Source organism: Archangium gephyra, assembly GCF_049060025.1.
Classification (GTDB): Bacteria; Myxococcota; Myxococcia; order Myxococcales; family Myxococcaceae; genus Archangium; species Archangium gephyra_A.
The window spans coordinates 3,741,424-3,757,210 of sequence record NZ_JBMEQQ010000002.1 but is presented as its reverse complement, the minus strand read 5'-3'; the positions used below and the strand labels follow the sequence as shown (position 1 = coordinate 3,757,210).

3 protein-coding genes and 3 pseudogenes are annotated in these 15,787 nt (G+C 73.1%); all 6 read right to left on the bottom strand.

Annotation, left to right across the window (positions count from 1 at the left end):
• Positions 1-103: 103 nt before the first annotated feature.
• A pseudogene (locus tag ACN28I_RS16215) lies at positions 104-775 on the bottom strand (polyketide synthase dehydratase domain-containing protein); the annotation flags it as partial.
• Positions 714-4,946 carry an SDR family NAD(P)-dependent oxidoreductase gene (locus ACN28I_RS16210; RefSeq protein WP_420948650.1) on the bottom strand — a complete coding sequence of 1,411 codons (4,233 nt, stop codon included), beginning with the start codon at positions 4,944-4,946 and terminating at the stop codon, positions 714-716. The gene ACN28I_RS16210 and the pseudogene ACN28I_RS16215, both read right to left, overlap by 62 nt.
• Before the next feature lie 7 nt (positions 4,947-4,953).
• Complete coding sequence (locus ACN28I_RS16205; protein WP_420942920.1) at positions 4,954-11,106, bottom strand: SDR family NAD(P)-dependent oxidoreductase; 6,153 nt, start codon at positions 11,104-11,106, stop codon at positions 4,954-4,956.
• Positions 11,107-11,140: 34 nt separating this feature from the next.
• Entirely contained in the window at positions 11,141-11,470 is a 330-nt protein-coding gene (locus ACN28I_RS16200; protein WP_420942919.1) for a hypothetical protein, read from the bottom strand.
• Between the two features lie 40 nt (positions 11,471-11,510).
• Positions 11,511-13,487, bottom strand: a pseudogene (locus ACN28I_RS16195) (polyketide synthase dehydratase domain-containing protein); the annotation flags it as partial.
• Positions 13,488-13,506: 19 nt separating this feature from the next.
• Positions 13,507-15,726, bottom strand: a pseudogene (locus ACN28I_RS16190) (beta-ketoacyl synthase N-terminal-like domain-containing protein); the annotation flags it as partial.
• Positions 15,727-15,787: the final 61 nt, after the last annotated feature.

Here is a 15,787-nt window from a genome sequence, read left to right as displayed (position 1 = left end):
GTGGGCGAACCAGGAGCCCGCGGAGGTGTCCCGGTTCGTCTGCTCCGCGGTGGCCGGGGCTCCCCCCGGGGCGAAGCTCCCGCAGCAGCGAGGTGGCGAGCTCCTCGATGCTGGGGCCCTCGAGCAGCAGCTCGGCGGGGACGTGCACGGAGAGCCGCTCCTGGATGTCCTTGCGCAGGGCCAGGCCGGTGATGGAGTCGAAGCCCAGGTCTCGCAGCGGCACCCCGCGCGGCACCGAGCCCCACTCCATCTCGAGGTGATGGGCCGCGCGCTCGGCCAGGAAGTCCTCCACGTGGGCCCTGTCCGCCGCCGTGCTCCGCCCGGCCAGGGGGCGGTCCTGGGTGGCGGGCGTTGGGGAAGGCGCGGGGGGGCGTTCGTGCAGCAGGGCCTGCTCGAGCGCCTCCACGCGGCTGGCGCTCAGCCGCTGCACCCGGTGCCCCCGGGCCTCGGCCACGAGGTTCCCCTCCGCGTCGAAGAGGCGGAACCCGCCGGAGACCCGGCCGCTCGCGTCCGGCGGCTCGGGGAAGACGACATGGCAGTGGAGCGTGCCGGTTCGCGGTGCCTGGTGGAACTGGAAGTGCTCCCAGCCCACCACCATGAAGCGCATGCGCTCCTCCAGCCATGCGGCCCCCGCTACCGCGAAGAGCTGTGCGCAGGCATCGAGGATTCCCGGGTGGAAGCCCAGCCCCGCCCGCTCTCCCGAGGCGCCGGGGTCATGGCGGAAGCGGGCCAGCGCCTCGCCATCGCGGAAGCGGACCTCCTCCACCCACTTCACACTCTCGCCGAGCCGGAAGGTCAGCGCGGCGAGCCGCCGGTAGAAGGTGTCGCCGTCCCAGACGAGTCCTCCCTCCAGGTGGGGGAGGCCCCGAGGCCCCACCGTCGCGGGCGCCGCCGCCTCCAGCCGGGCCTGTACGTGGAGCGTCCACTGGGCGCGCTTCGGCTCGAGGCCGTGGAGGCTCAGCTTCGAGGTGCCGTCTTCTCCCGGCTCCACCACGAGGCGTACCTCGCGCTCCTCGCCGGGAGCCACGTGCAGGGGGACCAGGTAGCGCACGTCCCTCAGCGCATGGGGCTTCAGGCCCAGGTGCTGGTGCGCGGCGCGGGCCATCAGCTCCTGGTGATGGCCGATGTGGGCGATGCCGTGGTTGTCGGCCAAGTCTGGCAGGCGCGCGTGGCTGAAGCGGTAGGAGAATTCCCGCTCGCGGCGTGGCGAGGCCAGCGGCGTCCCGTCGAACACGCTGTCCGGGGCGCTCCCGGCCTCCTGGGGAGGCCGCAGCCAGTGGGCCTTGCGTTGGAAGGGGTAGGTGGGCAAGGGCCGCTCCGGGCGCGGGTGGCCCTCGGTGAAGCGGCGCCGGTCCGGGGTGAGCCCCAGGGTGTAGAGGCGCGCCACGCAGGTGAGCAGCGCCTCCCACGGTGCCCGCGCCGGGGTGAGGGCGAGCCAGGGGGCCCCGGTGCCGTGAGCCGCTGGAGGCACGGTGTCTCCCAGCATCACCACCACCCGGCGCTCCCGGGCGTCCAGTCCGCTCAGGGCGGCGCTCCACTCTCCGGCCGGAGTCTGGGGCCGCTCCCAGGTGGCGGGAGCCGCCGCGGCCCGGGCGTCGAGGGGCGCTCCGGCACTCGCGCGCAGCAGCCGGAGGCGCGGAGCCGACAGCCGGCCGGGCTCCAGCGTCACGGCGCCCACCAGCCCCTGTCCGTGCAGGACGCAGCGCAGTGCGTCCCGGAGGCTCCATCACCCCGGCCACGTGCGCGGCGGTGAGGAGTCCTTGTCCATCGGCCAGCAGCGCGTCGGGGACGTAGCCCCAGTGCGCCAGCAGCGTGAGCAGCGCATGCCGGGTGCAGAAGGCAGCGGCCGGGCCTCGCACTTCCCGGAGGGACACGCCCAGCAGCTCCGCTGCCACCGAGGCACTCTCGTCGTGGGCCCGTGCGAACACGGGCTCCACCGGGTACAGCGCTTCCTTCAGCGTCGCGAGACCGTCCTCATGGGGGAGCGCGAATGCCAGCCGGGGCGCTCCGCCCTCGACGGTGCCGCGCAGGACGCTCCCATGCTCACGCCCCTCGGCGAGTGCCTCCAGCCCGGCGAGCAGGGTGGGGCGATCCGGGGCCACGAGTGCGGCGCGGTGCTCCAGGTGGCCGCGCTCCGCCATCGCCGCCGCGCACAGGCTGGCCAGGGTGTCTCCGTCCTCCCTCGCGAGGCGCTCCCTCCAGGCCAGGGCCAGCTCCCGGAGCGCGCGCTCGTCCCGGGCGGAGAGCGGCAGCAGGTGGACGGGACGCGAGGCCGTGGTGGTGGGCTCCGGGCTGGAGCGTGGCCTGTGCCGGGGCGCGGGTGCGGCGGGGGGCTCGCCCACGAGGACGTGGACGTTGGTCCCCGAGAAGCCGAACGCGCTCACTCCGGCCAGCCGCCGCTCCGCCACCCAGGGCCCGGTCTCCCTCGGGAGGCGGGCGCGCAGGCGCTCCAGGCGGATGCGCGGGTTGACCTCGCGCAGGTGCACCTGCCCCGGGATGGCCTGGTTCCGCAGGCACAGCACGGTCTTGATGAGGCCGGCGACTCCGGCCGCGGCCTCCAGGTGGCCCAGGTTGGCCTTCACCGCGCCCACCGTGAAGTCCCCCTCGGACGGCCGGCGCTGTCCGTACACCGCGCCGAGCGCCTGCATCTCGATGGGGTCCCCGAGCGCGGTGCCCGTGCCATGCGCCTCCACGAAGGAGACCTGTCCCGGCTCCAGCCGCGCCGACTCCAACGCCTTGCGCAGCAGGGCCTGTTGCGCGAGCCCGTTGGGCACGGTGAGCCCGCTGCTGGCGCCGTCGTGGTTGGCCGCGGAGCCCAGCAGCACGGCGAGCACCGGATCTCCATCGCGCCGCGCGTCCGACAGCCGCTTGAGCACCACCATGCCGCAGCCCTCGGCGCGGCCATAACCATCACCCGAGGCGTCGAAGCTCTTGCAGCGGCCATCCGGGGCCAGGGCACGCAGCCGGCACAGGGAGATGAAGGTGTACGGCGACAGCATCAGGTTGACGCCGCCGGCGAGCGCCACGTCGGACTCGCCGCGCAGCAGGCTGTCACACGCGAGGTGGACGGCCATGAGCGAGGACGAACACGCGGTGTCCACCGTCAGCGCCGGCCCCTGGAGCCCCAGCCGGTGGGCGATCCGTCCCGAGGCGATGTTGGTGGCCACGCCCGTGGCGGTGTAGGCGCCGAACTGCCGCGCGTCCCGGGGCAGCAGCCCGTACTCGGCGCCGCACATGCCCACGAACACGCCCACGGGGCTGCCCGCGAGCCCGTCCGGTGCGAGCCCGGCGCGCTCGAGTGCCTCCCAGGAGACCTCGAGCAGCAGGCGCTGCTGGGGATCCATCTCCGCGGCTTCGCGTGGGGAGATGCCGAAGAAGCGCGCATCGAAGAGGGAGGGCGCCTCCCGCAGGAATCCGGCCTGCCGTACGTACAGGGTGCCGGCCGCCTCGGGATCGGCGTTGTAGAAGGCGTCCATGTCCCAGCGCCCGGGGGGCATGGGGGTGATGGCATCCCCCCCCTGGACGAGGAAGCGCCACAGGGCCTCGGGACTGTCGCAACCACCGGGGAAGCGGCAGGCCATGCCGACGAGGGCGATGGGCTCCCGGACTGGAGCCGTATGGGTGGAGGACACGGCCACGCGCGGCGCCGGGGCCACGGGAGCCTCGGCGACGGGGGCCTCGTCCCGGGCCTCGATGGGGGACTCCACGGCGGGGCCGGAGGAGATGCCGAGCCGCTGGACGATGGTGTCGCGGGTGCCGTGGAACACGACGCGCTGGCTTCCTCCGAGTGCCAGGCCCTGCTCGAAGGTGGCGAGGCCCAGCGAGGTGGGCAGCGGGGTGAGGCCGGCGCGGCGCTCCATGAAGCGAAGCGTCTGGGCATCCACGCGCATGCCGCCCTCGGCCCACAGGGGCCAGTTGAAGGACACCGTGAGGCCGTGCCGCTCGCCGCGTGCCCGCCGGGCCTCGCGCTCGGCGGCGAAGGCATCGAGGAAGGCATTGGCGAAGGCGTAGTCGCTCTGCCCCACGTTGCCGGTGATGGCGGCCGTGGACGAGAACAGGGCGAAGAAGTCCAGCGGCAGGCTGGCGCACGCCTCGTCGAGGTGCAGGGTGCCGTGCACCTTGGGCCCCAGCACCTGGGACATCTGCTCCCACACCTTGGCCACCACGAGCGCGTCGCGCGTCACGCCCGCGGCGTGGATGACGCCGTGGAGCGTGCCCAGGTGCTCGCGAGCCTCGTCCACCACGCGGAAGGCCGCGCCGCGCTCGCTCACGTCGCCGCGCAGGTACACCACCTCCGCACCGGCCGCGCGCAACCGCTCCAGGCGCTGCTGCCGGGCCGCGTCGAGCTCACCCCGCCCGGCCAGGGCGATCCTCGCCTGGAACGTATGGGCCAGATGCTCGGCCAGGAGCAGGCCCAGGCCGCCGGCGCCGCCGGTGATGAGGTAGGCCCCGCCCTTGCGCAGGAGCGAGGGGCCCGGCGTCTCCGTCGCCAGCCCGGTCAGCTCGCGGACGTGCCGGCGGCCCGCGACGTAGCGGACCTCGAGCTCCGTGCTGGCGCTCTCGGCCAGCAGCAGCCGGGCCAGGGTCCCGGGCTCCCGCGCCTGGGTGTCCAGCGCCAGCGTCTGGCAGGAGAGCCGCGGCGTCTCCAGCCCGAGCGCTCGCGCGAAGCCGGCCACGGCGGCATGCCGCGGAGGCTGCAGCCCGTCCACGAGCGGGTAGACGTACCCCAGGCGCACAGAGCCCTCGCCCTTGTGGGCGAGCAGGCCCTGGGCGAGGCCCAGCATGTGCGCGAAGCCCCGGGTGGGTTCCTCTCCCGTGCCCGTGCCGAAGGCTCCCAGGTGGAAGACGTGGCCGGGCTGGAAGCCGCTTCGCGAGAAGGAGGCGAGCAGTTGCTCCACCTGGCGTGCATCCGCTGGATTCAACTCGAAGCCGGAGGCCGTCTCCACGAGGCGCTCACCCAGTTGGACGAGGCGCACCGGCACGTCGAGCCCGCGGGCCTGGAGCAGCTCGCGGAGGGCACGTGCGTGGGCCTCCTCCGCACCGAGCAGCAGGACACCCCGGAGGGCACCTGCTGGCGTCTGGGCGAGCGGAGCCTCCCGCCACGTCTGCCGGGCGAGCACCAGCTCTCCCCTGGACTCCTCGCGGGCCGGCGGGGGCGCCTCTGCCGCACTCTGGAGGGGGAGCCGCTCGAGCAGGAAGGCGGCCAGGGCGTGGAGGTTGGAGTGGTCGAACGCCAGGGTGGGGTAGAGCCTCGAGGCCGAGTGCATCCTCGAGCTGCTCCACGAGCTGCGTGGCCTGCACGGACTCCATGCCCATGTCGAAGAAGCCCTGGTGCGGCTCCGGCTGCATCGAGGGCGGATAGGCGAGGAGGCGGGCGACCTCCTCACCCAGCAGGTGGACGAGGAGGGTGTGCCGCTCGGCCTGGGGGACTTCGGCCAGCCGCTCCCGCATCGTCCGGCCGCGTCCCTCGTCCCGGGTGGGGGAGGGGGTGGGGCTCACCGGCTCGGGCGGCGGTGGAGGCGTGGGCGTGGTTTCAATCCAGAAGCGCTCGCCGGCGAAAGGGTAGGTGGGGAGGTGGATGCGCCGGGGCTGGCGTGCCGGGTAGAGCGCGGACCAGGGCCACGGGGTGCCTTCCACCCAGGCACGGGCGATGGCCTCGTGCCCACCCTTCGTGGCGAGCTCGCGCAGGGTGGACTCCGAGGCCTCCGCGGACGCGGCGGGAGGCCCGGAGAGCGTGCCCGAGAAGAGGCCGTGGGCCGGGAGCGCCGGAGTCCCACCGTCTCGCGCCAGCCACGTGCGCAGCCGCTCACGGCAGGTGTCCAGGTCCCTGGCCACGAAGGCCAGGCGCGCGGGCATGGCCTCGCGGCCCTGCTGCAGTGTGTAGGCGAGGGACTCGAGCTCGCCCGCGCCCCATTCCCGCCGGGCGTCGAGGAAGTCGAGGAGGCGGCGGGCCTGGGCGCGGAGCTGCTCGGGTATCCGGGCCGACAGGACGATGATGGCGGGCTCCTCCCGCGGAGCACTCGGGGCCTGCTCCCTGTCCCAGGACTCCAGCACGAGGTGCACGTTGACGCCGCCCGCGCCGAAGCTGCTGATGCCCGCGCGCAGGGGCTCTCCGGGACGCGCCCTCCACGGCGAGGCCTCGCGGTGGACCTGGAAGGGGGTGCTCGCGAAGTCGATATGCGGGTTGAGCCGTCCTCCATGAATGAGGGTGGGCGCGAGCCGCCGGTGCTTCATCTGCAGGAGCACCTTGTGGAGCTGGGCGATGCCCGCGGCGGACTCCAGGTGGCCGATGCTGGCCTTGACGGAGCCGATGGCGCAGAAGCCCCGCTCCCCGGTGTGGCGGCGGAACGCGTCCGTCAGCCCGGTGAGCTCGATGGGGTCTCCCAGGCTGGTGCCCGTGCCGTGGGCCTCCACGTAGGAGATGGAGCGGGCGTCCACGCCCGCGCGCTCGAGGGCGGTGAGGATGACCTCGGTCTGCGCCACCGGGTTGGGAACGGTGTAGCCGTGCGTCTTGCCATCATGGTTGTGCGCGCTGCCCTTGATGACGGCGTGGATGGCGTCGCCATCGCGCAGGGCCAGGGCCAGGGGCTTGAGCAGCACGGCGCCCACGCCCTCGCCCGGGACATAGCCGTCGCCTCCCTCGGCGAAGCTGCGGCATCGGCCGTCGCTCGAGGCGAAGCGGTTGGCGCACAGCATGACGTACTTGCCCGGGTGCAGCGACAGGTTCACGCCGCCGGCGATGGCGAGCTCGCACGCTCCGGAGCGCAGGCTCTCGCAGGCGAGGTGGATGGCGTTGAGCGACGACGAGCAGGCGGTGTCCACCGTGAGGCTCGGGCCGCTCAGGTTGAGCGAGTAGGAGACGCGATTGGCGATGGAGAAGGTCTGGGTGTTGAAGGGGATGCGGTTGCCCCGGGCCCACTCCTGCGCGCCGAGCAGGGCGTACTCATTATAGGTGACGCCCACGAACACGCCGACGGGGGCGCGCCGGTCTCCGGCGTCCGGCCGCGCCAGGCTCAGCCTCGTGTGGCCCGCGTCCTCCAGGCACTCCCAGGCGGTCTCCAGGAAGAGCCGCTCCTGCGGGTCCATGTAGCGGGCAATCAACGGGGAGATCTGGAAGAAGGCCGCGTCGAAGCGGTCCACGTGCTCCAGGAATCCGCCCCACTTGCTGTAGATGGATCCGGGCCGGCGCGCGGAGGGCTCGAAGAAGGGGCGGTAGTCCCAGCGCTCGGGAGGAATCTCCACGATGCAGTCACGCCCCGTCTCCAGGTTGCGCCAGTATTGCTCCAGATCCCGGGCCTGGGGGTAGCGGCCGCTCATGCCGATGATGGCGATGTCGGTGGGCCCGGACGTGTGGCGGGAGGCGGTGGCCCGTACCGGGGAGCGGTGTGGCGGCTCCTCGCGGGGCGCCTCGGGCACTTCGCGTGGAACCTCGGGCGCGGGCGCCTGGAGCGTGGCCAGCATCCGCCGCACGGGCTCGCCGTGCTCCTCCAGCAGATAGGAGGCCAGGTCCGCGAGGTTCTTGTATTTGAAGAACAGGGTGACGGGGAGCTTGCCGAACCTCGCCTCGAGCTGGTGGTGGAGCTCGGCGATGAGGATGGAGTTCATCCCGTAGCTCTCGAAGTCGGCCGTGGGCTGGATGGAGCCGGGCTCGAGCCGGGCCGTGGTGGCGAGGGCGTGGGTGAGGTAGCGGACCGTGGCGGCGTGGAGGTTCCCGGCGGCAACCGGCGCCTCGGGCTCCGGCGTGGGCGCGGGCGCGGGCGTGGGCTCCATGCGCGCGGTGGAGCGGGAGGTGAAGACGCGGTCGGCGGGAGCGGGCAGCAACCAGTGCCGGGTCCGGGTGAAGGGGTAGCCGGGGAGGGAGACGCGGCGGGGCTGGCGGCCGCGGTACAGCCGCGACAGGTCAGAGAGCGCTCCGGTCACCCAGAGCCGGGCGAGCCTGTCCAGCTCTCCGCCCGCCATCAGCGACTCCAGGAAGGCGGCGCCCGCGTCACCCTCGAGCAGCGACTGCTGGGCATTCGACGGGCTGGCGGTGCCCGTGTGGACACCCTCGGCGGAACCTCGCGCGAGCCAGTCGCCCAGCCGGGTGGCCAGCTCGTCCAATCCCTGGACCACGGTGGCGAGGCGGGCCTCCAGGAGCTCGCGGCCCGTGGTGAGCGTGTAGGCCAGATCCTCCAGGAGGGGCCGCGTGGGCTTGCCCAGGGCCTCGCGCAGCAGCGCGGCGGAGGCTCGCAGCGACTCAGCGTCCCGGGCCGACAGCACGACGAGCTGGGGACGTCCGGCGCTCGTCCCGGGGCGGGGCGGCGCGCGGTACTCCTCGAGGACGACATGCGCGTTGGTGCCGCCGAAGCCGAACGAGCTCACGCCCGCGCGCCGGGGGGCCTCCACGCCGTTGGCCTCGAGGAGCGCGGGCCAGGGGCGCGTATGGCCATTGATGAGGAAGGGGCTGCCCTCCAGCCGGAGCTGGGGGTTGGGCGTCTGGAAGTGGAGGCTGGCGGGGAGGGTGCGATGGCGCAGGGCGAGCAGCACCTTGAGGACGCCCGCGATGCCCGCGGCGGTCTCCAGGTGGCCGATGTTGGTCTTCACCGAGCCGAGCGCGCAGTGGGGCTGCGCGGGGGCGGGCCGGTCCCACTGCTGGTAGAGCTGGGAGAAGGCCTTGCGCAGCCCGATGACCTCGATGGGGTCGCCGAGGCTGGTGCCCGTGCCGTGCGCCTCGATGTAGCCGACGGTGGCCGGGTCGATGCCGGCGTCCTGGTAGGCGGCCACGAGCAGCTCGGCCTGCGCGTTGGGGTTGGGGGCGGTGAGGGCGTTGGCCCGGCCGCCGTGGTTGATGGCGGTGCCGCGGATGACGGCGTAGATGGTGTCGCCGTCGGCCTCGGCCCGTGAGAGGGGCTTGAGCAGGAGCGCGCCCACGCCCTCGCCGCGCACGTAGCCGTTGGCGCGTGCGTCGAAGGTCTTGCAGCGGCCGTCCTCGCACAGCATGCCGGCGCGGCTGAACGAGAAGTAGAGATGCGGGCTCAGCAGCAGGTTGACGCCGCCCGCGAGCGCCAGGTCACACGCGCCCTCACGCAGGGCCCGGACGGCCTGGTGGATGGCGACGAGGGAGCTGGAGCACGCGGTCTCCACCGGGAGGCTCGGGCCGTGGAGGTCCAACAGGAAGGAGAGCCGGTTGGGCAGCACCGAGTGGGCCCTGCCCGTGGCGGAGTGCGCGTCCGCGGGGAGCCCGAAGTCCCGCAGCAAGTCGTGGTAGTCGGTGGTGCCGATCCCCACGAACACCCCGGTCCTGCTCCCGGCGAGGGACGTCGGGCGGTAGCCGGCGTCCTCCAGGGTGTGCCAGGCGGTCTGCAGGAAGAGGCGGTGCTGGGGATCCATCAGCGCCGCTTCGCGGGGGGTGATGCGGAAGAAGGCGGCGTCGAAGTGCTCCACTCCGTCGATGAAGCTGCCCCACTTCACGTGGGTGCGATCCGGCTCGCTCAGCGCATCGCCGTGGACCGCGCGCCAGTCCCAGCGCGAGGGGGGAATCTCCTCGATGAGATCATTCCCCTGCTCCAGGTGCCGCCAGAAGGCGTCGAGGTCGGCCGAGCGCGGGAAGGTGCCGCTCACGCCGATGATCGCGATGGGCTCGGAGGAGGTCGCGCGGGGCTGGGGCCGGGGCTGCACGGGCTCGGGAGCGGGAGCCGGAGCGGGAGCCGGAGTGGGGGCGGGGGCCGGTGGAGGGCGAGCCTCGGCGGGCAGCCGGGAGGCGAGGGCCTCGGCGTGGTGGGCGAGCAGGTGCTCGACGAGGGCGCCCAGGCTGTCGTGCTCGAAGAGCATCGCGGCCGTGATGTCCACACCGAACGCTTCCCGGAGCGCGCTCGCGAGCCGGGTCATGGAGATGGAGTCGAAGCCGAAGTCACGCAGATCCGTGGTGGGGTCCACGTCCTCGATGTCCATCTTGAGGATGGACGCCGCCAGGCTGACGACCCGGGCCTGCACCTGCGTTCGCTGGGAGGACGCGGAGGCGCTGGGAGGAGGCGCGGAGGGAGTGGGTGCGTGCCGCGTGGACGCACCGGCCAGTGCCTGGCACAGGGAGCGCAGCGAGGAGTGCTCGGCGAGGTGGCTCGGCTTCAGCTCCAGGCCGAGGCGCTCCGACAACCGGCCGCACAGCATCGTGGCCGTGGCCGGCTCGAACCCGAGCTCCTCCAGGGACATGTCGAGGTCCAGGGCCGTGCGGCTCAGGGAGAGCAGCTCGGTGACGGTGTCCACCACGGTGTCCACCACGGTGTTCGTGCTGGAGGGCGCGGACCCGGGGACTTCCGGGGACGCCGGGGGCGGCTCGCGCAGCGAGAAGGCGCGATCGATGGCCGCGAGCTCTCCCTCCACCACCGCGAGCACCGGCTCGGTGGAACGGAGCGCGCGGGGGAGGAAGCCGAGCCCGGTCCCGGTGCGCAGCGGCTTCATGCCGAGTGTCCGCAGCAGGTGTTGCTCGGTCTGCTCGTCCACGCGCATTCCGCCCTCGCGCCACAGAGGCCAGGCGATGGACAGGGAGCGCCCGCTGCGCTGGCCCTCGCGGACCTGCTCCGTGCGCCTGCGCGCGAAGGCGTCGAGGAAGCGGTTGGCGAAGGCATAGTCGCACTGCCCCACGTTGCCGATGAGCCCGGCCAGCGAGGAGAACAGGACGAAGAAGTCGAGGGGCAGCAGGCGGGTGGCCTGGTCCAGGTGGACGGCGCCGAGCACCTTGGGCCGGAGCACGTCGGCCACGTCCTCGACGCGCTTGCTGGCGAGCATCCCGTCGCGCAGCACGCCGGCCGAGTGGATGACGCCATGGAGCGCGCCGAAGCGGCCCAGCACCCGGGTGACGAGCACCTCGGCCTCCTCGCGGCGGGAGACGTCCGCCCGCAGGTAGAGGGCCTCCGCGCCATGGGCGGCCAGGGCCTGGAGGCGCGCGCGCATCTCCGCGTCCTCCTCGGCACGCCCGGCGAGCACCAGCCGTGCCTGGTAGCGGCGGGCGAGCTCCTCCGCGAAGAGGTGTCCGAGCCCGCCGCGTCCGCCGGTGATGAGGTAGACGCCCTGATGCCGGAGCGCGGGAGACGGACCGTCCCCTGGCAGCTCCAGCCGCTGGAGGCACAACCGCGCGCGGCCCGTGCGGCCGTGGCGGACGACATCATCCGCTTCGCCCGGCCGGGAGAGCTTCCGCGAGCAGCAGCTCCGCCGCGGTCCCGGGGACGCGCACCGTCTCGTCCAGGAGGGACACCGCGCGGTAGCGCAGCGCGCGGTGCTCGCGGTTGACCGTCTTGCAGAACCCGGACATCGCCGCGTGGTGGGGATGGGACACCTCGTCCCCGGGCCACACCCAGAGCAGTTGCAGGCGGGGCACCGGCCGGTGGCGCAGCCAGGTGCGGGTGAAGTGGAGCAGGGTGTAGAGGCCCTGGGAGAAGCTCCTCGTCCAGGGCGGCCTCGCCGGGCTCGAGGGGACTCTGCCGGGACCAGGCATGGAGTGCGGCCGAGGGCATCATCCCGTCCTGGCTCAGTGCCTGGAGCAGGCGCTCCACGTCCTCGGGCCGGGCCGGGGCGATCTCATAGACGCCATCGCCGAGCGCGCGGAAGCCGGTGCCCGGCTGGACGAGCAGGACGGGGACACCGGCCCGGGAGCGGAGCGCGTCGCGCAGGGCGGTGTCGCGGCCGAAGAGCAGGAGGGGGCCCGAGGGGGCGGCCGGGGCGTGCGTGAGGGGCTCGGGCACCCAGGTCTCGCCGATGACGCGCGTGCTGCTGCGCGAGGAAGGGCCCGGGAGCTCGCGGATCGCGAAGCCCTCCAGCCGGACGAGCGGCGCTCCGTCCCCGTCGAGCAACTGGATGTCGAAAGACTCCACGTCCTCGCGCCGTGACTTGCGCACGACGTGGGCGAGACACTCGGCCGGCAGCGGCTGGTGCAGGTGTACCGCGCCCAGCGAGAAGGGCAGCCAGGTGCGCTCGCCCTCTCCGGAGGGGGCCTCGGCCAGCAGTCCGATCACCGCCTGCAGGGCACCATCGAAGAGGGACGGCGGGAGTGTCAGCGCGGGGGAGGAGGCGGCGGCCTCGGGCAGGCGCAGCTCGGCGAGCGCCTCGTCCCGTCCGATGTGGAGCGCGCGGAGGGGCCGCATGGATTCGCCGTACTCCAGGCCTCGCTCGGCGAGGGTGCGGTAACACGCCTCCGAGGAGAGGTGCCGCGGGCAGCGGGCCCGGAGCACCTCGGGGGAAGAGCGGGGCCCGGCATGGCGCGAGGGCTCGCCGCGCAGCAACTGGCCCTGGGCGTGGAGCGTGCCGCCGGCCCCGGTGAGCTGGAATTGGAGGTGCTCGCCCACGGGCCGCAGCTCGAGGGACACCTCGAGGGCGGGGCCCTCGGCGGTGGGAACCACGGGGCGGAGCCAGGTGATGTCACGCAGGGCCTGGACGGCCGGTACACCCGCGAGCCGGGCCGCGGCCAGGGCCATCTCCAGGCAGACGACTCCCGGCAGCATGGGCTGTCCACCGATGCGGTGATCGGCGAGCAGGGCCTCGCCGGCGGTGAATGCGGTGGTGAAGCGCACGGCCTCGAGGGTGGAGGTGTTGTGGCCCAGCAGCGGGTGCACGCGTCCCGGGGCGGCGGGAGTGGCCTGTTCCGAGCGGGGCAGCCAGTACGAGCGCCGGGAGAACGCGTAGGGGGGCAGGGGCGTGCGCCGGGGTGTCCCCTCGGGGTAGAGCAGCTTCCAATCCACCTCGGCGCCTTGCGTCCACTGCGCCGCGACGTCCCGCAGCGCCGCCGTGTCCACGCCGCGGATGGACGCCGGGAGTGCCTTCCGCTCGGGATGGGCCAGACCCTGGAGCACCTGGCCCGGCTCGCTCCGTCCCTCGAGGTATCGCTCCAGCTGGGTGCGCAGCACCTCCAGGCTCGGAGAGATCAGCGCCAGACGCGCGTCCATGGGCTCGTTGCGCGTCTGCAGGGTATAGGCGATCCGGGCCAGGTCCGCGCGTGGGCCCGGGTACGCCGGCGAGGCCTGGCGCTCCAGGCTGCGCAGGAGCCGCGCTGCCTGGGGCCGGAGCTGCTCCTCCTTGCGCGCGGACAGGACGACGAGGCGGGCGCGCTCCTCCGTGGGCGCCACGGGGTGCGAGGCCAGGTGCTCCTCGAGGATGACGTGGGCGTTGGAGCCTCCCGCACCGAACGAACTCAGCCCGGCGCGCCGGGGCGCGGGCCGCCCGTCGGACGTCCTGGGCACCGGCCACGGGCTCAGCTCTCGCTGCACGCGGAAGGGCGTGGCCGTGAAGTCGATGTACGGGTTGAGCTGCTGCGAGTGGAGGGACGGCACCAGCCGCTGGTGGCGGAACTGGAGGAGCACCTTGGTGAGGCCGGCGATGCCCGCGGCGGCCTCCAGGTGGCCGATGTTGGACTTGACCGAGCCGAGCGCGCACGTCCACGCGGGGGGCGTCCTCCCGTTGAACACCTTGCCCAGCCCGGAGAAGCTCGATGGGGTCTCCCAGGCTGGTGCCGGTGCCATGGGCCTCGATGTAGCCGAGGCTTCCGGGCTCCACGCCCGCGCGGGCAAGGGCCTCGGAGATGAGCGTGGCATGGGCGTCGGGGTCCGGGACGGTGTAGCCGTTGGCGCGGCCCCCGTGGTTGACCGTGGTGGCCCGGATGACGCCGTGGATGTGGTCCCCATCGGCCTCGGCGCGGGACAGGGGCTTGAGGAGGACGGCGCCCACGCCCTCTCCGGGCACGTACCCGCTGCCGCCCTCGCCGAACGCGCGGCAGCGTCCGTCACTGGCGAGCATCCGGTTCTCGCTCAGGAACAGGTACTTGCTGGGGTGCAGCATGAGGTTGACGCCGCCCACCAGGGCCTGCTCGCACTCCCCGCGCCGGAGGCTCTCGCAGGCCAGGTGCAGGGCGGTCAGCGAGGACGAGCACATGGTGTCCAGCGACAGGCTCGGCCCGTGGAGGTCGAAGAAGTAGGAGACCCGGTTGGAGATGGAGGAGGCGAACGACATGGGGGCGAGCGGGTTGCCCTTCAACGTCTCTTCCACGCCCAGCAGCGCGTATTGCCCCCACATCACTCCCACGAAGACGCCGACCCGCCGGCCCTTGAGCGCCCTGCCCCCGTAGCCCGCGTCCTCCAGGGCGTGCCAGGCCGTCTCGAGGAACAGCCGCTCCTGGGGATCCATGAGCTCGGCTTCCCGCGGGGACAGGTTGAAGACACGGGGCTCGAATTGATCGATGCCCTCGAGGAAGCCGCCCCACTTGAAGGCGCTCGTCCCGGGGTCCCAGCGCGAGCGGGGAATTTCGGTGATGCAGTCCCGCCCGGCCTGGAGGTTGTCCCAGAACGCCTCCAGGTCCTCGGCCATGGGGTAGCGGCCCGCGAGCCCGATGATGGCGATCGGCTCGGAGGGAGGGAGGGACGATGGGGACGGGAGGGGGGAGCGGAGGGGCGCCGCTTCCGGAGGGGGGGCCGGGGGGCTGCGGGTGGGCGAGGGGGAACGAGCCTGGTGCTCGCGGGCGAGCCGCCGCGCGCTCTCGGCGTGGTGCTCCTCGAGATAGGCCGCGAGCTCGGCGGGGGTGCTGTGCTCGAAGAGCAGGGTGGGGTAGAGCTTGCAGTCGAGGTCGCGCTCCAGGACCTGGACGATGTGGAGCAGGTTCGTCGAGGCGAGGCCCTGCGAGTAGAAGTTCTCCCGGACATCGAGCGCTCCGGCCTCCACGCCCAGCTCGGTGGAGAGCAGGTGGCGCAGGTAGCCGAGGAGCCCGGAGTCCTTTTCTCCGGTGGCCGGCGGGGAGGCCGGCGGGGAGGCGGGAGGGGACGCGGGACTGGGAGCCGCGGCGTGCTCCTCGCTCCCGGGTTGCCGCAGCCGGGAGATGAGCGCCTCGGAGCGGATCCGCTTGGTGGAGAGCTTGCGCATGGACGCGAGGCGCTCTCCCTGGGGGGAGTAGAAGTCGATGTCACTCAGGAAGAGATCGTCCGCGACGAGCCCGGTGCTCGACTGCCGCACCTGGACGAAGACGCGCTCGCCCAAGGGCTGGATCGCGCGGAACGACTCGATGTGGATGGGGATGAACGGTTGGCGGGCCGCGCCGGGCTGTTGCTGCAGCAGGTAGAGGAACGGCACCAGCGTGGAGCTGTCCAGGTGCGCCGGGTGCAACAGGAAGTCGTCCAGGTACTCGCGCGCGAGCGTCCCCAGGTGGAAGGCCGCCAGCACGCTGTCCTCGCCGAAGTACAGCCGCCCCTGGCCCTTCATGAATTCGAAGTGCTCGATGGAGACGCCGCGGGCGTACGCATAGGCGTCGTCCGCGTCCGCGGTCCGCTGGGCCCGCTGCATCAGCGCTTCCACCTCCAGCCGCCCCTCGAGCGGTGGCCTTCCCATGAAGAGCTCGCAGCGGAAATTCTCGGCGGGCGTGCTCCCGGCTCCATCCTCCGCCTGGAGGGGCCAGCTCCGCGCCGTCACCTGCCAGCGCAGCCCCTGGGCGTCGTGGGGCGTGAAGCTCAGGCTCACCTTCCTGTCGAACCGCTCCGTGGTGGCGATGGGCTCGATGAACAGGATGTCGCGCAACTCGACGTCCGCGATGTCGAACCCTCTGTCCCGGAGGGCGCGGAACACCATGTCGAGGAACACCACCCCCGGCATGATGCGGACACCATGCACCCGGTGGTCTCGGAGGATGGGGTTGTCGTTCTGGAGGATCGCGCTGCAGGTGAACGTCTTGGTTGGGCGGAGCACGGCGTTGGTCCTGTTTTCGACACGGCCGGCCATCCGCTCGAGCACGGGCGGGTGCTGGAGGTTGGCACGGATTCTGAAATCCGTTGAGAAGTGC

Coding starts and splice junctions, on each gene's coding strand:
- ACN28I_RS16200 (WP_420942919.1), bottom strand. CDS start 11,470: ATGCCTGGTCCCGGCAGAGTCCCCTCGAGCCCGGCGAGGCCGCCCTGG.